The organism is Pseudomonas sp. F-14 TE3623 (assembly GCF_053629015.1).
The window spans coordinates 423880-441419 of record NZ_JBRJHM010000001.1; the positions used below are offsets into that span (position 1 = coordinate 423880).

22 protein-coding genes are annotated in these 17540 nt (G+C 59.6%); 13 read left to right on the forward strand and 9 right to left on the reverse strand.

What is annotated here, in order from left to right:
* The first annotated feature begins 75 nt into the window (after positions 1 to 75).
* The 3 genes from AB7M29_RS01950 to AB7M29_RS01960 all read left to right on the forward strand — a co-directional run bounded on the left by AB7M29_RS01950 (position 76) and on the right by AB7M29_RS01960 (position 3956).
* On the forward strand, positions 76 to 360 hold the full coding sequence (locus AB7M29_RS01950; protein WP_052964526.1) for a hypothetical protein: 285 nt from the start codon (positions 76 to 78) through the stop codon (positions 358 to 360).
* Between the two features lie 309 nt (positions 361 to 669).
* Positions 670 to 915, forward strand: coding sequence for a TIGR02647 family protein (locus AB7M29_RS01955; protein ID WP_007894898.1), 246 nt, complete (start codon positions 670 to 672; stop codon positions 913 to 915).
* A 194-nt stretch (positions 916 to 1109) separates the two neighbouring features.
* Positions 1110 to 3956: a class I adenylate cyclase gene (locus tag AB7M29_RS01960; protein WP_217856836.1), complete on the forward strand. Its 2847-nt coding sequence runs from the start codon at positions 1110 to 1112 to the stop codon at positions 3954 to 3956.
* 7 nt (positions 3957 to 3963) lie between these two features.
* Here the strand turns inward: AB7M29_RS01960 and rnk are convergent, their stop codons facing one another.
* From rnk to cyaY, 3 genes are all read right to left on the reverse strand, one after another.
* On the reverse strand, positions 3964 to 4374 hold the full coding sequence (rnk, locus tag AB7M29_RS01965) for a nucleoside diphosphate kinase regulator (protein ID WP_454246222.1): 411 nt from the start codon (positions 4372 to 4374) through the stop codon (positions 3964 to 3966).
* 304 nt (positions 4375 to 4678) lie between these two features.
* A complete protein-coding gene (locus AB7M29_RS01970) occupies positions 4679 to 4897 on the reverse strand; it encodes a DUF1289 domain-containing protein (RefSeq protein ID WP_052964523.1) in 219 nt (72 codons plus the stop codon).
* A 4-nt stretch (positions 4898 to 4901) separates the two neighbouring features.
* Complete coding sequence (gene cyaY, locus AB7M29_RS01975) at positions 4902 to 5234, reverse strand: iron donor protein CyaY (protein WP_217856837.1); 333 nt, start codon at positions 5232 to 5234, stop codon at positions 4902 to 4904.
* Between the two features lie 315 nt (positions 5235 to 5549).
* On the opposite strand from cyaY, the gene lptM reads away from it, so the two are divergent.
* Genes lptM through AB7M29_RS02005 form a run of 6 tightly spaced genes read left to right on the forward strand, consistent with a single transcriptional unit; the run spans position 5550 to position 10157 of the window.
* Positions 5550 to 5723 carry an LPS translocon maturation chaperone LptM gene (lptM, locus tag AB7M29_RS01980; protein ID WP_123720251.1) on the forward strand — a complete coding sequence of 58 codons (174 nt, stop codon included), beginning with the start codon at positions 5550 to 5552 and terminating at the stop codon, positions 5721 to 5723.
* A gap of 9 nt (positions 5724 to 5732) precedes the next feature.
* Positions 5733 to 6980, forward strand: a complete 1248-nt coding sequence (gene lysA, locus AB7M29_RS01985) for a diaminopimelate decarboxylase (protein ID WP_454246223.1) — start codon at positions 5733 to 5735, stop codon at positions 6978 to 6980.
* A 4-nt stretch (positions 6981 to 6984) separates the two neighbouring features.
* Complete coding sequence (dapF, locus tag AB7M29_RS01990; protein WP_038980780.1) at positions 6985 to 7815, forward strand: diaminopimelate epimerase; 831 nt, start codon at positions 6985 to 6987, stop codon at positions 7813 to 7815.
* A gap of 13 nt (positions 7816 to 7828) precedes the next feature.
* Positions 7829 to 8554 carry a DUF484 family protein gene (locus AB7M29_RS01995; RefSeq protein ID WP_123360915.1) on the forward strand — a complete coding sequence of 242 codons (726 nt, stop codon included), beginning with the start codon at positions 7829 to 7831 and terminating at the stop codon, positions 8552 to 8554.
* A gap of 2 nt (positions 8555 to 8556) precedes the next feature.
* The gene (gene xerC, locus AB7M29_RS02000; protein WP_217856841.1) at positions 8557 to 9456 is read left to right on the forward strand and encodes a tyrosine recombinase XerC; all 900 of its coding nucleotides are present in this window, start codon (positions 8557 to 8559) and stop codon (positions 9454 to 9456) included.
* Positions 9453 to 10157 carry an HAD family hydrolase gene (locus tag AB7M29_RS02005; RefSeq protein WP_454246224.1) on the forward strand — a complete coding sequence of 235 codons (705 nt, stop codon included), beginning with the start codon at positions 9453 to 9455 and terminating at the stop codon, positions 10155 to 10157. The genes xerC and AB7M29_RS02005 overlap by 4 nt, the downstream gene beginning before the upstream one ends.
* 203 nt (positions 10158 to 10360) lie before the next feature.
* Here the strand turns inward: AB7M29_RS02005 and sutA are convergent, their stop codons facing one another.
* From sutA to glnK, 4 genes are all read right to left on the reverse strand, one after another.
* A complete protein-coding gene (gene sutA, locus AB7M29_RS02010) occupies positions 10361 to 10684 on the reverse strand; it encodes a transcriptional regulator SutA (protein WP_030129119.1) in 324 nt (107 codons plus the stop codon).
* Between the two features lie 104 nt (positions 10685 to 10788).
* Entirely contained in the window at positions 10789 to 11214 is a 426-nt protein-coding gene (locus AB7M29_RS02015; RefSeq protein ID WP_217856843.1) for a secondary thiamine-phosphate synthase enzyme YjbQ, read from the reverse strand.
* Positions 11215 to 11428: 214 nt separating this feature from the next.
* Positions 11429 to 12766: an ammonium transporter gene (locus AB7M29_RS02020; protein WP_454246225.1), complete on the reverse strand. Its 1338-nt coding sequence runs from the start codon at positions 12764 to 12766 to the stop codon at positions 11429 to 11431.
* A 35-nt stretch (positions 12767 to 12801) separates the two neighbouring features.
* Complete coding sequence (glnK, locus tag AB7M29_RS02025; RefSeq protein WP_002555808.1) at positions 12802 to 13140, reverse strand: P-II family nitrogen regulator; 339 nt, start codon at positions 13138 to 13140, stop codon at positions 12802 to 12804.
* A gap of 415 nt (positions 13141 to 13555) precedes the next feature.
* Between glnK and AB7M29_RS02030 the strand changes: the two genes are divergently transcribed.
* Together AB7M29_RS02030 and AB7M29_RS02035 are read left to right on the forward strand one after the other, a co-directional pair.
* Positions 13556 to 13816 carry an accessory factor UbiK family protein gene (locus AB7M29_RS02030; RefSeq protein ID WP_008007559.1) on the forward strand — a complete coding sequence of 87 codons (261 nt, stop codon included), beginning with the start codon at positions 13556 to 13558 and terminating at the stop codon, positions 13814 to 13816.
* A 450-nt stretch (positions 13817 to 14266) separates the two neighbouring features.
* Positions 14267 to 14794 carry a BRO-N domain-containing protein gene (locus AB7M29_RS02035; RefSeq protein WP_217856845.1) on the forward strand — a complete coding sequence of 176 codons (528 nt, stop codon included), beginning with the start codon at positions 14267 to 14269 and terminating at the stop codon, positions 14792 to 14794.
* Positions 14795 to 14846: 52 nt separating this feature from the next.
* On the opposite strand, the gene AB7M29_RS02040 is transcribed toward AB7M29_RS02035, so the two are convergent.
* On the reverse strand, positions 14847 to 15152 hold the full coding sequence (locus tag AB7M29_RS02040) for a HigA family addiction module antitoxin (RefSeq protein WP_030129123.1): 306 nt from the start codon (positions 15150 to 15152) through the stop codon (positions 14847 to 14849).
* An 8-nt stretch (positions 15153 to 15160) separates the two neighbouring features.
* Positions 15161 to 15439, reverse strand: coding sequence for a type II toxin-antitoxin system RelE/ParE family toxin (locus AB7M29_RS02045; protein WP_123499512.1), 279 nt, complete (start codon positions 15437 to 15439; stop codon positions 15161 to 15163).
* A gap of 250 nt (positions 15440 to 15689) precedes the next feature.
* Here AB7M29_RS02045 and AB7M29_RS02050 point away from each other — a divergent pair, with 250 nt between their 5' ends.
* Both AB7M29_RS02050 and AB7M29_RS02055 read left to right on the forward strand, forming a co-directional pair.
* Positions 15690 to 15875, forward strand: coding sequence for a hypothetical protein (locus tag AB7M29_RS02050; protein ID WP_454246226.1), 186 nt, complete (start codon positions 15690 to 15692; stop codon positions 15873 to 15875).
* Between the two features lie 123 nt (positions 15876 to 15998).
* Positions 15999 to 17492 carry a YifB family Mg chelatase-like AAA ATPase gene (locus AB7M29_RS02055; RefSeq protein WP_217856846.1) on the forward strand — a complete coding sequence of 498 codons (1494 nt, stop codon included), beginning with the start codon at positions 15999 to 16001 and terminating at the stop codon, positions 17490 to 17492.
* Positions 17493 to 17540 lie beyond the last annotated feature (48 nt).

Below are 17540 nucleotides of genomic sequence, written 5' to 3' on the forward strand. Positions count from 1 at the left end.
CCGGGGCACTTCTTGCCAGCAGCATCACAGCGCTGAATGCAGGTAAACTGGCTGCCTTTCCTTGAGGAGCCTGCCATGAGCGAGCCAAACGATATCGACAACGATGAAGAAGAGTTCACTGAAACGACGCTGATCGAAGCGATCGAGAACCAGATCGAAAGCGATAACCCGCCAGCAGCCAAGGCGACCTTCAACAAGCTGACCCTGGTAGGCTACGAGCGTGAAGAAATCCTCAGCCTGATGGCCCACGTGCTCGCGGTGGAAATCGACGCGATCCTCGAAGAAGACCGCGCGTTCAATACCGAATGGTACGAAGCTGCGCTGCGCGCTCTGCCAGAGTTGCCGCCGGAAAAGAAATAAGCCAGCCCTGTCACGGGGCTTTTGTGGCGAGGGAGCTTGCACCCGTTCGGCTGCGTAGCAGTCGCAAAGCTTTTGGGGCCGCTTCGTGACCCAACGGGAGCAAGCCCCCTCGCCACAGACAAGCCCTTTCGCCATAGAAGCCCGCCTCCACATAGATTGTCACCAATCAATACCGCCTTCCCCCAGACGCTGACTAAACTGGAAACCACCCCAAGGCGAAAAAACCCTGTTACGAGCACTGGACATGCTGCGCGAGTGGGATCACCTTAGGAGCGCTATCGTCCAATTCCTAGAAAGTCTGGAGTCCTTATGTCGCTTACCCCTGAGTTGGTTGCCGAACTGGAAATCCTCGCCCTCTTCAACCTGGACAGTTCCCAGGAAGGTTTGAAAATTCATCAGACCGCTGCCCCGAAAGCCATTGCCGCTGCCCAAAGACTGTTCGACAAAGAATTGATCACCCAGCCCGATGGCGGTTATCTGACCAGCCTAGGGCGTGACGCTGCACAAAATGTGCAAACCGTTCTAACCATTCTGTCCGTGCGCGAAACAGCCTGAGCCTCACCGCATCGCCCACGGAAACCTCTGTCACGGGATTTCCGCGGGCACACTTTGGTGCCCGCTGTCGCCCTGCGATAGGAACCTGACGCCAGAAATACAAAATCAGCTTAAAAGTCCCGGGGCCGAGGCGCTAAACTGCCCCTCATCCCGAGCCCTCCACGTCCGAGCCCCGCGAGCCGGATTGAGCTGACATGACCCGTACCCATGAAATCCGCCCCGATCTGGACGAGGGAATCGACCGCAAGGTTCTCAGCCAGCTGCGCGCCCGTTTTCTGAAGCTCAACGAGGGTCGCATGGCCCGTGCCATGGAAGGGTTGTCGACCCGCCAGCAAACGGTTCTGACCCTGCTGCCGCTGTTTTTCCACGTTAATCATCCGCTATTGCCGGGTTACGTTTCGGGTAGCACCCCGGCCGGGCTGTCGAATTTCGAACCAGACGCCAACGCCCTCGCAGAAGCCCAGCGCCTGACGCGCTCGTTTTCCTACAAGCCGCGCCACGGCAGCAATCCGCCACGACCGATTCACGGTCTGTTCCTGATGGGTAGCCTCGGCACCTTGGCCCAAGCCGATCAGAGCGACATGGACGTATGGGTCTGTCACGGGCCGGACTTGAGCGAAAGCGAGCTCACAGAGCTGCGCAAGAAATGCCAGTTGCTTGAGATATGGGCCGCCAGCCAGGGTGCCGAGGCGCATTTCTTTCTGATCGACCCTGCTCGCTTCGTGCTCGGCGAGCGCGATACCCAACTGAGTTCAGAAGACTGCGGCACCACCCAGCACTATCTGCTGCTGGACGAGTTCTACCGCACCGCGATCTGGCTGGCCGGCCGCACACCCATCTGGTGGCTGGTGCCGGTTTACGAAGAGGCGGCGTATGACCGCTACACCCACACGCTGTTATCCAAGCGCTTCATCCGTGCCGACGAGACTCTGGACCTGGGGCATCTTTCGTATATCCCGCCAGGGGAGTTCATCGGTGCCGGGCTCTGGCAGTTGTTCAAAGGCATCGAGTCACCCTACAAATCGGTGCTCAAACTGCTGCTGACCGAGGTCTACGCCAGCGAACACCCCAAGGTCCAGTGCCTGAGCCTGCGCTTCAAGCAGGCGGTGTTTGCCAATCAACTGGACCTCGATGAACTGGATCCATACGTCGTGGTTTACCGGCGCATCGAGGAGTACCTCACGGCCCGGGGCGAACCGGAACGACTGGAGCTGGTACGCCGCGCGCTGTACTTGAAGGTCAACCGCAAGCTCACTGGCAGCAGCAGTCGTACCCAGAGCTGGCAGCGTTCATTGCTCGAACGCCTGGCCAACGAATGGCATTGGGATCAGCGTCAGCTCGCATTGCTCGACAGCCGCAGCCAGTGGAAAGTCCGCCAGGTCAGCGCCGAACGCCGAGCCCTGGTGGGCGAGCTGAATTACAGCTACCGCTTCCTGACGCAGTTTGCCCGCAATGAGCAGACCGTCAGCCTGATCAACAAGCGCGACCTCAATGTGCTGGGCCGGCGGCTGTATGCGGCCTTCGAGCGCAAGGCCGACAAGGTCGAATTCATCAACCCTGGCATCGCTCCCGATCTGGCCGAAGACACCCTGACGCTGGTGCAGGCACCCAACAAGAAAGAACCGGGGCAAACCCAATGGGGTTTGTACAACGGCAGCCTGGCCGCCCACGAGTGGGAGCATTTCGCGCCGATCAAGCGCAGCCGTCAGTTACTGGAACTGCTCACCTGGTGCCACCGCAACGGCGTGATCGACAGCAGCACCCGCCTGGCCCTGCACCCCGGCACCAGCGACTTGAGCGAGTTCGAACTGTTCAACCTGCTCGGCAGCCTGCAACAAAGCATCGCCCTGCCTTTGACTACTGTCTCCGAAGAGCCTTTGCTGCGCGCCAGTGTGCCGAGCGAAGTACTGATTCTGGTGAATGTCGGCATCGATCCGCTCAAGCACCATCGCGACCTGAATATTCTGATGACTACCGAACGCACCGATTCCCTGAGCTATGCCGGCGTGCGGGAAAACCTGGTGCTGACCCTGGATCAGGTCACGCTCAACAGCTGGAACGAGGTGCTGGTCAGCCGATTTGATGGCCCCCACGCCCTGCTCGACTGCCTGCGCGATTACCTCAACAACCTGCCGGACGGGCCACAACAGCCCAAACTGCGGGTGCGTTGTTTCTGCCACAACCGCGCGCAATTCATTGCCCGGCGGGTCGAAGAAATCCTCGACACCGCGCACAACCTGCTACTGAGCAAACTCAATCATCGTTACCTGATTCAGGTCCAGCAGCATTACCACGTGCTGGAGCTGATGCCCGGGCAGGTCAATCACGTCGCCCTCGCCACCCTGCCGGCGCTGTTCGACTACCTCGGCGAAGAACTAGCCAGCTACAGCCCGTTTCATCTGGACCCGATGGCACTGGAAGACCACGATCTGGCGTTGATCCTGCCCATGGGGCAACCCGACTGCGTTCAGGTGTTCTACCGGATCAACGAACACCAGGCCGATGTGTATGTATTGGATGAATTCAATGCCCTGTGGCAGCAGCGTTTGCCTTATCACGACGAGCAAAGCCTGTTGGTGCCGCTGCAACGCTTCCTGCAATCGATCCAGTACCGGCGCGATGCCTTGCTGCCGATGGACGCAGCCCAGCCACTGAGCCTGGACACTTTGTATTACCAGTTGTTGCCTTCAGGTACCGCACGGGCGCGTCGGGTCGAAGCCCTGCCGGCGCCGCAAACCCCGGTCAACAAACCGTTCTATGACGTGCAGGCGATCGTCGGCAAAGCCGCACCTGGACAGGTACAGGTCACGTTGTATTGCAATCAGCGGGAGTTTTCAGAGCTGGAATATGGCGACCAATTGTTCAGTGTAGTCGCCCGGGAAATCGTCGAGCAGCGCCGCGAGGCCGAACGATATCGCTGCTACATCACCGACCTGGACCTGTCGGGCCTGCTCGGTGATGGTCAGGGTTCAAGCCAGCTGTATCTGCGCTACAAGGCCGACCTGGAGCGCGCACTGAACGAGGCACTCGAGCAGGTCTGAAGGGATGTTATTCCGGGAAGTCGCCGCCATGAGCAGGCTGCGATTCAACTTCCAGCAGGGTCAGTTTGAGGGTCTTGCCGCCTGGTGCCGGCCAGTCGATGTGCTGGCCAACCTTCAGACCGAGCAAAGCACTGCCCACCGGCGCCAGAATGGAAATCCGGCCTTCGTCGGCGTTGGCATCCTTGGGGTAAACCAACGTCAGGTGATAGTCCTTGCCGCTGCTCTCTTCACAGCAATGCACACGGGAATTCATGGTCACGACATCGGCGGGCACTTCATCGTGACCGACCAGAGTATCGGCGCGATCCAGTTCGGTTTGCAGCGCGATAACGCCCGGCAGCGTGTCATCCAGGCTGTCGATCAGGCGCTCCAGACGTTGTACGTCCAGACGGGTAAGGGTGATGGAAGGTGCGGTCATGATCAGGGCAGACTCCTTTCTTCTGCACGAAAAAAGCAAAACCCCGCCAGAAAAAGGCGGGGTTTTCACGAGCCTCGATGGGTTGAGGCGTCTCTGGACACTATCACAGCTCAATAAATATACAAGTCAGGCCGCTGAACGCCCTCTTTAGGGTTGGCGAGTAACTTTGTGGCGAGGGGGCTTGTCGGAACGCCGCACCGCCCCGTTCGGCTGCGCAGCAGTCGTTAGCTTTTTGGGGCCGCTTCGCGACCCAGCGGGGGCAAGCCCCCTCGCCACAGGTAAGCATCGCTACCCAATAGAGTGATCAGATCGCAGATTTTCGCTGAACAGCCTGCGCACAAATCACCCGCCGCCGCTCATCATCCGCCGAGCGCCATTCGCGAATATCTTCAACATGGCGGAAACACCCCAGGCAGACCTTCTGTTCATCCAGCCGACACACACCGCTGCACGGCGAAGGCACCGCCGGGCTGACATTGCTGTAAAGCGGTTTGGGCGGACGAACGGGCGCAGGCTGGGTCACGATCTCACAGACCTTCGAAATCGAGTTCGACATCGGCTTGCTGCTTGACGATGCGCTCAAGCATCTCACCGAGCTGCTCTTCACTCTTGTCACACATCCAGCGCTCGCTTTCTGCGTCGTAATCAAAGTGGAAGCCGCCGGATACCGCCGCCAGCCACAGCTGACGCAATGGCTCCTGGCGACTAAAGATCAGCGCGGTGCCGTTTTCGAATTTGACGGTGAGCACACCGGCCGAGCTCTCCAGATCGATATCCAGGCCACTCTCGTCGAAAATATCCTCCAGCGACTGCTGGGTTGCATCGACCAGGTCGTGGAAACGGGCTTCAGTCAAACTCATTGCGGGAACCTCAAAAAGTGTCTACTCACGCTCAAGCGCCGCAAGATACGGGCGAGCCCCGGTGATTGCAAAGGATAACGACCCATGGCGATCACGAAACCTGTGGGAGCGAGCCTGCTCGCGAAGAGGTCATCATATTCAACATCAATGATGACTGACACTACGCCTTCGCGAGCAGGCTCGCTCCCACAATGGAATGCACCTGGCTGGCCGGCATCAGGCAAAGGCCCGCCGGACGGGAGGCGCGTCGCATAGGCAAGCTGCCGGGTGGCCGGTATACTCCGGCGCAATTAACGCATTTTCAAGGATTTCGCCATGAAGCGCCTGATCTCTTCCCTTGCTGCGCTCGTCGCGGTTGCCTGTCTTGTGTCGGCCTGTGGTCAAAAAGGCCCGCTGTACCTGCCTGATGAGAACCAGGATCCTGCCGAGCAGGCCAAGTCCTCGCAACAGCAGCCTGCCTCCAAGGCACACAAGCACGACGTCTACTAAGGGAACGCTATGGACGCTTTTAACTACCGTGACGGTGAGCTGTTCGCGGAAGGTGTTGCACTGTCCGCCATCGCCGAACGCTTTGGTACACCGACCTACGTCTACTCCCGTGCCCACATCGAAGCCCAATACCTGGCTTACGCCGATGCGCTGGCCGGCATGCCGCACCTGGTCTGCTTTGCGGTCAAGGCCAACTCCAACCTGGGTGTACTGAATGTCCTGGCGCGTTTGGGCGCCGGTTTCGACATCGTTTCCCGTGGCGAACTGGAACGCGTACTGGCCGCTGGCGGCACTGCTGACAAGATCGTGTTCTCCGGTGTCGGCAAGACCCGTGACGACATGCGTCGGGCGCTGGAAGTCGGCGTGCATTGCTTCAACGTCGAGTCCACCGATGAGCTCGAACGCCTGCAAGTGGTGGCCGCCGAGCTGGGCGTTCGCGCGCCGATCTCGTTGCGCGTGAACCCGGACGTCGATGCCGGCACTCACCCGTACATCTCCACCGGTCTCAAGGAAAACAAGTTCGGCATCGCCATCGCCGACGCCGAAGACGTGTACATCCGTGCCGCACAACTGCCTAACCTGGAAGTGGTCGGCGTCGATTGCCACATCGGTTCGCAACTGACCACCCTGCCGCCGTTCATCGACGCCCTCGACCGCCTGCTGGGCCTGGTCGACCGCCTCGGTGATTGCGGCATTTACCTGCGCCACATCGATCTCGGTGGTGGTTTGGGCGTGCGTTATCGCGATGAAGAGCCGCCCTTGGCTGCCGACTACATCAAAGCCGTGCGCGAACGTCTCGACGGTCGTGACCTGGCGCTGGTGTTCGAGCCGGGCCGCTTCATCGTCGCCAACGCCGGCGTGCTGCTGACCCAGGTCGAGTACCTCAAGCACACCGAGCACAAAGACTTCGCCATCGTCGACGCGGCCATGAACGACCTGATCCGCCCGGCGCTGTATCAAGCCTGGATGGACGTCACCGCCGTGCGCCCGCGCGACAGCGCCGCTCGTGCCTACGACATCGTCGGCCCGATCTGCGAAACCGGCGACTTCCTGGCCAAGGATCGTAAGCTGGCCCTGGAAGAAGGCGATCTGTTGGCCGTGCATTCGGCCGGTGCCTATGGGTTTGTCATGAGTTCCAACTACAACACCCGCGGCCGTGCCGCTGAGGTGTTAGTGGACGGTGATCAGGCATTTGAAGTGCGTCGCCGTGAGACGGTAGCCGAGTTGTTTGCTGGCGAAAGCCTGCTGCCGGAGTAAAACCATGCTGCTGCGTTTTACCAAGATGCACGGCCTGGGCAATGACTTCATGGTTCTCGACCTGGTCAGCCAGCACGCGCACATCCTGCCAAAACACGCCAAGCAATGGGGCGATCGGCACACGGGGATCGGTTTCGATCAGTTGCTGATCGTCGAAGCGCCCAGCAACCCGGACGTGGATTTCCGCTACCGGATCTTCAACGCCGACGGCTCCGAAGTGGAACAGTGCGGCAACGGTGCGCGCTGTTTCGCCCGCTTCGTGCTCGACAAGCGCCTGACCGCCAAGCGGCTGATTCGCGTCGAGACCAAAAGCGGCATCATCGAATTGGACATCCGCAACGATGGCCAGATCAGCGTCAACATGGGCGCCCCGCGCCTGGTACCGGCTGAGATTCCGTTCGAAGCCCCGAGCCAGGCCTTGAGCTATCAAGTCGACGTCGACGGCACCACGGTCGAACTGGCCGCGGTGTCCATGGGCAACCCCCATGCCGTGTTGCGGGTCAGCGACATCAACAACGCACCGGTGCATGAACTGGGGCCGAAAATCGAACATCACCCGCGCTTCCCGGCGCGGGTCAATGTCGGTTTTCTCCAGGTCATCGACCGGAGCCGCGCGCAGTTGCGCGTCTGGGAACGCGGGGCCGGGGAAACCCAGGCATGCGGAACCGGCGCCTGTGCTGCTGCAGTGGCCGCGATCAGCCAGGGGTGGATGGATTCGCCGCTATTGATCGACCTGCCCGGCGGGCGTCTGTCCATTGAATGGGCAGGCCCTGGCCAACCGGTCATGATGACCGGCCCGGCAGTGCGCGTATACGAAGGACAAGTGCGTCTTTGAGTGAGCCAAATCCATGACCGACAAGCCTCAGGTTCCCGCCCTACAGCCCGACGAATCTCCTTCCGAAAGCCTTGAGGCGGCGGCGATTGCCGCGTACCTGGAGGCTCATCCGGATTTCTTCATCGAGCATGAAGAACTGCTGCCGGCCCTGCGCATTCCGCACCAGCGCGGCGACACCATTTCGCTGGTCGAACGCCAGATGACGATTCTGCGCGACCGCAATATCGAGATGCGCCACCGCCTCTCGCAATTGATGGACGTGGCCCGCGACAACGATCGACTCTTCGACAAGACCCGCCGCCTGATTCTCGCGCTGATGGACGCCACCAGCCTGGAAGATGTGGTGATCAGCGTTGAAGACAGTCTGCGGCAAGACTTCCAGGTGCCCTTCGTCAGCCTGATTCTGCTGGGCGACAACCCGATGCCGGTGGGCCGTTGGGTGACGCATGCCGACGCGCAAACGGCCATCGGCGGCTTGCTCTCGGAAGACAAGAGCGTCAGCGGCAGCCTGCGTGAGCATGAACTGGACTTCCTGTTCGGTGAAGAACAGCGCAAGCAAATTGGCTCCACCGCCGTCGTCGCCATCAGCCACCAGGGCATCCACGGCGTTCTGGCCATCGCCAGCCGTGATCCGCAGCACTACAAGAGCTCGGTGGGCACGCTGTTCCTGAGTTACATCGCCGAAGTCATGGGCCGCGTGCTGCCACGGGTCAATAGCTCCCTGCGCTCGGTACGCTGACCATGGAACGACAACTGGGCGCTTACTGCGAACACCTGCGCAGTGAGCGGCAGGTGTCGCCGCACACACTGTACGCCTACCGCCGCGACCTCGACAAAGTGCTGGGCTGGTGTGTCAAACAGAACATCGACAGCTGGGCCGCGCTGGACATCCAGCGCCTGCGCAGCCTGATCGCTCGCCTGCATTCCCAAGGCCAATCATCCCGCAGTCTGGCGCGGCTGCTGTCGGCAGTGCGCGGGCTCTATCACTATCTGAACCGCGAAGGTCTGTGCGACCACGACCCGGCCAATGGCCTGGCACCGCCCAAGGGCGAACGTCGCCTGCCGAAGACCCTCGACACTGATCGCGCACTGCAACTGCTTGAGGGCGCGGTAGAGGATGATTTTCTGGCGCGTCGGGATCAGGCGATTCTGGAACTGTTCTATTCCTCTGGCCTGCGCCTCTCCGAACTGACCGGGCTCAATCTTGATCAGTTGGACCTGGCTGACGGCATGGTCCAGGTGCTCGGCAAGGGCAGCAAGACTCGACTGTTGCCAGTGGGCAAAAAGGCTCGCGAAGCGCTGGAGTTGTGGCTGCCGCTACGAGCCATGACCAACCCGGCGGACGACGCGGTGTTTGTCAGCCAGCAAGGCCGGCGCCTCGGCCCTCGGGCGATTCAGGTACGGGTCAAGGCCGCCGGCGAGCGCGAACTGGGGCAGAACCTGCACCCGCACATGTTGCGACACTCCTTCGCCAGCCATTTGCTGGAGTCCTCTCAGGACTTGCGCGCGGTGCAGGAGCTGCTCGGCCACTCGGACATCAAGACCACCCAGATCTATACCCACCTGGACTTCCAGCACCTGGCGACGGTCTACGACAGCGCCCATCCACGGGCCAAACGCATTAAAGGCGATGATTCATGACCATCCAATTGATCACCTTCGACCTCGACGACACCCTGTGGGACACCGCCCCGGTGATCGTCAGCGCCGAAGCCATATTGCGTGAATGGCTGACCGAGCATGCACCGAACCTGGGCGCGGTGCCGGTGGAGCATCTGTGGTCGATTCGCGAGCGAGTGCTGAGCAACGAACCGAGCCTCAAGCATCGCATCAGTGCCCTGCGTCGGCGGGTGTTGTTCCATGCGCTGGAAGAAGCCGGTTATGGACACACCGAAGCGTTCGATCTTGCTGATCAGGGTTTCGAAGTGTTTCTGCATGCGCGGCATCAGTTGGAGATCTTCCCGGAGGTGCAACCGACCCTGGAAATTCTGGCCAATCACTATGCGCTTGGCGTGGTGACCAACGGCAATGCCGATGTGCGTCGATTGGGGCTGGCGGATTACTTCAAGTTTGCCCTGTGCGCCGAAGACATCGGCATCGCCAAGCCCGATGCACGACTGTTTCATGAAGCGCTGCAGCGGGGCGGCGCGACCGCCGAAACCGCAGTGCATATCGGCGACCATCCCGGCGATGACATTGCCGGCGCCCAGCAGGCGGGGTTGCGGGCAATCTGGTTTAACCCGGCGGGCAAGGTGTGGGAAGCCGAGAAGGCGCCGGATGCCGAGATTCGGAGCCTGAACGAATTGCCGGGGTTGTTGGCGCGGTGGAACGCCCAACACTAATCCTGTGTAAGTACACAAATACACTGTGGGAGCGGGCTTGCTCGCGAAGGGGCCGCATCAGCCACCATTGATGTCGGCTGACACACCGCTTTCGCGAGCAAGCCCGCTCCCACATTGGATCGCGCCCTGCCCAAGACTTTTGTTCCACCCATGAAAAAGCCCGCAGCGACGGCGGGCTTTTTCAGCAAGCAAGAAGCAGGCGCTTAGATAGGCCGGCTGCCGTACTTGTTATCAGGCTTCTTGGGAGGATCGGCGACCACATTGGCCTCCACTTCCTGCACCTTGCCGCCCCGAGCCAGAAACTCTTCCATGGCCTTGGCCAGGGCGTCGCGTTCCTTGTTCTTGGCTTCGACGCTCGGCAGCTCATCGACCGATACCGCAGCCTTGGCCTTGCCTTTGGCAGTCGGAACGGGCGTATCACCGCCGTCATCTTCAGCGACGTCTTCTGCCGCCGCTTCAAGGCCTTCTTCGGTTTCGTCTTCGTCGCCTACTTCGAGGTCGTCGTTTTCCAGATCATCGTCGCTCATGTTCTACCTCATGACTTGCGAAAAGCAGATTAGTTATAGCCCAGCTTTGCCGTCTGTCGACGGCTGCCGGAAAAAAATCAACCACCGCTGGTAACCAGCGGTTTTCATGCCCCTTCACCGTGCACGGTGGCGAGGACTTTACGGGCACCGCCGTGATCACGGTGCTCGCCCAGATAAACACCTTGCCAGGTCCCCAACGCCAGTCGGCCTGCCGAGATCGGCAAACAGAGCTGACAGCCAAGTACACTGGCCTTGAAGTGCGCCGGGAGGTCGTCCAGGCCTTCGTCGTTATGCTCATAGCCGTCTGTTCCTTGTGGGATCAGACGATTGAAAAATCGTTCGAAGTCGCGACGTACCGCCGGATCGGCGTTCTCGTTGATGGTCAACGACGCCGAGGTATGCTGTAGCCACAAATGCAACAGACCGACCCGACACGCCTTGAGTTCAGGCAAGCCGGCGAGTAATTCATCCGTTACCAGATGAAAGCCCCGGGGCCGTGCCCGCAGGGTAATCAGAGTCTGTTGCCACATACAGTTCTCCGCACGTTCGGGGCGCATTCTAGCGCGCTCTGTGAAAAAACAAAGGCCCTAATATTCCTTCAATCGTGTAAGCCATTGGCCGTAGAAAAACGCCCGTCGCAAACGCGACTGAACGTGTCAGAAAAAACCTTTCAGCCCTTCCTCCACTGACAAATTCCAGACAAAAAAATGCCCGGCAAGCCGGGCAATTTTTTTATGCGCGTGCTTACAAGTTGTAGCCGCGTTCGTTGTGGAGCGCCAGATCGATGCCGACAGCTTCTTCTTCCTCGGTGACACGCAGACCCATGACGGCGTCCAGGACCTTAAGGATGATGAAAGTGACGATCGCGGTGTAGATCACCGTGAAGCCCACGCCTTTGCACTGAATCCAGACTTGTGCACCAATGTCGGTCACTGGGCCGAAGCCACCAAGGGCCGGTGCCGCGAACACACCGGTCAGGATCGCGCCGAGGATACCGCCAATTCCGTGCACACCGAAGGCATCCAGGGAATCGTCATAACCGAGTTTGCGTTTCAGGGTGGTGGCGCAGAAGAAGCACACCACGCCCGCCGCCAGACCGATCACCAGCGCGCCCATCGGGCCCACGGTGCCGGCTGCCGGAGTGATTGCAACCAGACCGGCCACAACACCCGAAGCGATACCCAGTGCGCTTGGTTTGCCGTGGGTGATCCACTCGGCAAACATCCAGCCCAGCGCCGCAGCAGCGGTGGCAATCTGGGTGACCAGCATCGCCATGCCGGCGGTGCCATTAGCGGCGGCAGCAGAACCGGCGTTGAAGCCGAACCAGCCGACCCACAGCATCGCGGCGCCCATCAGGGTGTAGCCGAGGTTATGCGGAGCCATCGGGGTGGTCGGGAAACCTTTACGCTTGCCCAACACCAGGCAGGCAATCAGACCGGCCACACCGGCGTTGATGTGCACCACGGTGCCGCCGGCGAAGTCGAGTACGCCCCAGTCCCACATCAGGCCGCCGTTGCCGGACCAGACCATGTGCGCAATCGGTGCGTAAACCAGGGTGAACCAGATGCCCATGAAGATCAGCATGGCGGAGAACTTCATCCGCTCGGCGAAAGCACCGACGATCAACGCTGGGGTGATGATGGCGAAAGTCATCTGGAAGGTAATGAAGACCGCCTCGGGGAACAACGCCGCGGGGCCGGTCAGGCTCGAAGGCGTGACACCGGCGAGGAATGCCTTGCCCATGCCGCCGAAGAACGAGTTGAAGTTGACGACGCCCTGCTCCATGCCGGTGGTGTCGAACGCAATGCTGTAGCCATAAATGACCCACAGAATGCTGATCAGACCGGTAATGGCGAAGCACTGCATCATCACGGAAAGAATGTTTTTCGAGCGAACCATGCCGCCGTAGAACAGCGCGAGACCGGGAATGGTCATGAACAGCACAAGGGCTGTCGAGGTCATCATCCAGGCGGTATCGCCGGAATTGAGGACTGGGGCCGCCACTTCGTCTGCCGCCATGGCCAGGCCGGGCATTACGAGGGACAACAGGGCTCCTAGCCCTGCGAATTTACGCAGAGTCATATTGTTTTCTCCTGGGGCGTTGGGTTTGTGGCGGCTTAGATTGCGTCGGTATCGGTTTCGCCGGTACGGATGCGAATCGCCTGTTCCAGATTGACCACGAAGATCTTGCCGTCACCGATCTTGCCGGTGTTGGCGGCCTTGGTTATCGCCTCGATAACCCGGTCCAGATCCTTGTCGTCAATGGCGACATCGATCTTCACCTTGGGCAGAAAATCGACCACGTACTCCGCGCCGCGGTACAGCTCGGTGTGACCCTTCTGCCGACCGAAGCCTTTGACCTCAGTAACGGTAATGCCCTGCACGCCGATCTCGGACAGCGACTCGCGCACGTCGTCCAGTTTGAACGGCTTGATGATGGCAGTGACTAGCTTCATGAAAACTCTCTCCCGAATTGGTGGACTTGCCCCAGGAAAACAAACCCGACTCAAGTCTAAGCGCAGTGCCTGGCTTTGTAACGCATCGTCGGCCTACCTGCCCGTCCGACGCCAGCGAACCACTCCGCACGAAACTTCCCCCGTTCCGCTTGGCGCACTGCATTCGTCACAGCGACTGCATCAGTGCATGGGTCACCAGCGACTAAGCAGAAAGCTTGCCATCTATCCAAAACCCATTGATTTCAAGTGCTTGGCCGCTGCCGCAGACCCTTTCGCTCAATTGACGCAACAGTTACGCACAACAACAGTGCGCGGCCGTCCACCCATATGCGCGAAAAGCGTGCATCGCAGTCGCCGAGATTGACTATAGACACTGCGTGATACACTGCCCGCCATTGTTGACAGGACATTTCCCATGCTCGCGCCCAAAGACTTCCTCGACGCCCTGAGCGGCACCGCCTCCCGCCTCTTCAGCGGCGACACCCCACTGCCGAAAAGCGAAATCGAAAGCCAGTTCAAGGCTCTGTTGCAGAGCGGCTTCAGCAAGCTAGACTTGGTGAGCCGGGAAGAGTTTGATAGCCAGATGGTTGTGCTCGCGCGGACCCGCGCACGGTTGGAGAGCCTTGAAGCGAAAGTGGCGGAGCTGGAAGCGAAGCTCAATCCACCGACCGAGTAACCCCGCCGATCCCCTTTGACAATGGGGTCTATGTGGGAGCGAGCCTGCTCGCGATAGAGTCACCACGATGTTCCAGCAGCCCCTCGTTGGAACGACCACCTCTGTAGGAGCTGCCGAAGGCTGCGATCTTTTGATCTTAAGCCCCGCAAACATCCCGGCAACTTCCTACAAAGATCAGCACCGCCGTCCGATTGCGCCGTGAAGCCCCGGTTCTTAAGCTCACTTCTGCTGAATGTTCAGCACTGGGTTTGGCGACCCGGAAGCTTAAGGCGCACAACGACCATCCGATGGCGGGTTTATTTCCGCCATATCGAGTCATGGCGGCTGTGCGTGGGAGATCTTCGGGTCTGCCGGGTTCCTTTTGCTCCGGTTCGCCAACCCGCGTACAGCTGCCACCCAATCGTTTGGCGACGGTTGACGGCAGCCCCTTTAGCAAAAGGAGCTGTATCAATGAATAGCGATGACACTTACCTGACCCCCCACATCTTCACCCGCCACAAACTCCACCTCCACGCCCTCCTCCTGGAAAACCAACCCTGGTTCAGCGCCCGCGACCTCGGTCGATTGCTCAGGCTCTTCCTCGACGAACGAGCACTACGCAAACTCGATCCCGACCAGCACCAGAATCTGCAGACACTCATCCACGGCACCGTCGAAAACACACTGCTGATCAGCGAATCCGGTGTCTACGCATTACTGGTCTACCACTACTGCCCCGAATACCGAGGCCTGCGCGAATGGCTGACCCACGACGTGGTGCCGGCGCTCAGAGACGCCCAACAACCCACCTCAACAGAGCGCCCGATCCTGAGCCTGCTGAATTGGCCGGAAATGTCGTTGAGTTTGCTGCACTGGAATAACCAGCCGTGGATTCGATTGCAGGATGTTCCGCAGATCCTGCCAGATCGAGAACAGCCACAGCATTCGGTCAATGCGCCGTGGTGGAAACGTGCGTCGCGAATACTTCAGGCATTCTGAACGACAAAAAAACCCCACGTTCGTAGCGTGGGGTTCGTTCAGGAGCAGAGGATCAAGCACAGTGCGGAAGACGCTCAACCTGATCCCGGATCGCAGCCCCTCGTTCGATCTCGGCTTTTCGCAAATCGTATGTCGATTGCAGGTTCAGCCAAAACTCGGGAGTCGTGTCCAGGCAGATAGATAGCCTTAGAGCCATATCGGCACTGACACCTCGACGCTGAAGCACGATGTCGTTCACCGTAGGCGTCGAAACGCTCAACGCTCTGGCCAAGGCCGCAGCCGTAAGGCTCAGAGGCTCCAGGTATTCCTCTTTGAGGATCTCGCCAGGATGAACCGGGCGCATACCATTCTTAGTCATTACTCACCTCAGTGATAATCGACGATTTCGACATTCTCTGGCCCGTTAAGACCCCAAACAAAGCAAATTCGCCATTGAGCGTTGATGCGGATGCTGTGCTGACCTTTTCGATCTCCTTCCAGCGCCTCCAATCGATTGCCTGGTGGTGATCGAAGGTCCATCAGCACGGCAGCAGCATCAAGCATCGTCAGCTTTCGTTCCACGACACTCAGAATGGCTGACCACATACGGGTCTTTCCGTTGCGAAACAGGTACTCGGTCTCAGAACACTTAAAGCTAACGATCATAATTTAAAGCTTAACGTTATGCATTAATCTTGAGTGTATAACCTGAATTCACTAATGCAAACGCGGTGTTGCGATTCTTGGCCCCCTCTCAAAACTTTAGGAAAAGGACTACCTGAGTCCTTCAGAAGGCTTTCGAAATCCAGCCGAGTCCTACAAAAACAAGCGCCAATTCCCATTGCATCAAAACCGTGTCTACCTCTTAAGCTAACTGACCCCAAAAAAAACCAATCTACGAATCCAAAAGGTCGCTATGAAATCTAAAAAACAAAAAGCCAAACTGATACTCGCCGCTGAATATCATGCTGAGGCACTCCGGTTAGCCGGGAGCGTATCGGCCAATCAACGCCGCTTTTTGGATGTCGCCGCTGCTCAGGGCAAAGAACTTGAACCGAGTGGCTGGCTTGCAGGTACGAGCCTGACGAAGCTCCCGAATTAGCTCACCAACACTCGCAACATCCTGCGAAAGTTTCCTTCCCTTGCCGCCACGCTAAACCCTCACTCCCCGGCTACCCTTCAAAAAACCGCAGGAAGCGGTTCCCGTACAGCTCAAGGAACGACCATGTCCCTCTCCATCGTCCACAGCCGCGCCCAGGTCGGTGTGGAAGCGCCCGCCGTCACCGTAGAAGTCCATCTGGCCAACGGCTTGCCGTCGCTGACCATGGTCGGGCTGCCCGAAGCCGCCGTGAAGGAAAGCAAGGACCGAGTACGCAGCGCGATCATCAATTCAGGGCTGCAATTTCCGGCGCGACGCATCACCTTGAATCTCGCCCCTGCCGATCTGCCAAAGGACGGCGGGCGGTTCGATCTGGCGATTGCCTTGGGGATTCTGTCGGCCAGTGTGCAAGTGCCAACGTTGACGCTGGATGACGTCGAGTGCCTGGGAGAGTTGGCACTGTCGGGGGCGGTGCGGGCGGTTCGGGGTGTGTTGCCGGCGGCGCTGGCAGCGCGCAAGGCCGGGCGCACGCTGGTGGTGCCGCGAGCGAATGCCGAGGAGGCCTGCCTGGCTTCGGGATTGAAAGTGATTGCGGTGGATCATTTGCTGGAGGCGGTCGCGCATTTCAATGGCCACACGCCCATCGAACCCTACGCTTCCAATGGCTTGCTCTACGCCAGCAAACCCTACCCCGATTTGAATGAAGTGCAGGGGCAACTCGCGGCCAAACGCGCCTTGCTGATTGCAGCGGCGGGAGCTCATAACTTGCTGTTCAGCGGACCGCCGGGGACGGGGAAAACGTTATTGGCGAGTCGTCTGCCGGGGCTGCTACCGCCATTGATCGAGAGTGAGGCGTTGGAAGTGGCGGCGATTCAATCGGTCGCCAGTTGCGTGCCGTTGAGTCATTGGCCACAGCGCCCCTTCCGACAGCCACACCACTCCGCTTCAGGACCAGCACTGGTGGGCGGTGGCTCGAAACCACAACCGGGCGAAATCACCCTCGCTCACCATGGCGTGCTCTTCCTCGATGAACTCCCGGAATTTGATCGCAAGGTGTTGGAGGTACTGAGAGAGCCACTGGAATCCGGCCACATCGTGATTTCCCGCGCCAAGGACCGCGTGCGCTTTCCGGCGCGCTTTCAACTGGTCGCCGCGATGAATCCCTGCCCCTGTGGATATCTTGGCGAGCCGAGCGGCCGTTGCACCTGTACACCGGACATGGTTCAGCGCTATCGCAACAAATTGTCCGGGCCCTTGCTGGACCGCATCGACCTGCATTTGACCGTAGCCCGGGAAAGCACGGCACTGAACCCGATCAAGGCCGGTGACGACACGGCCAGCGCTTCTGCCCTGGTCGCCCAGGCCAGGGAGCGTCAGCAACAGCGTCAGGGCTGCGCCAACGCCTTTCTCGACCTGCCAGGGCTACGCCAGCATTGCGCGTTATCCAAAGCAGATGAAGGTTGGCTGGAAAGCGCCTGCGAGCGACTAACTCTTTCGCTTCGTGCGGCTCACCGCCTACTGAAAGTCGCCCGTACCCTGGCGGATCTGGAACAAGTAGACGCTATCGGTCGCAGCCACGTAGCCGAAGCACTGCAATATCGGCCATCAGCACCCAGCTAGAGACGCAACAGGTTGGCATCGGATGCACCCATTCGTCCCAGGCGTCTT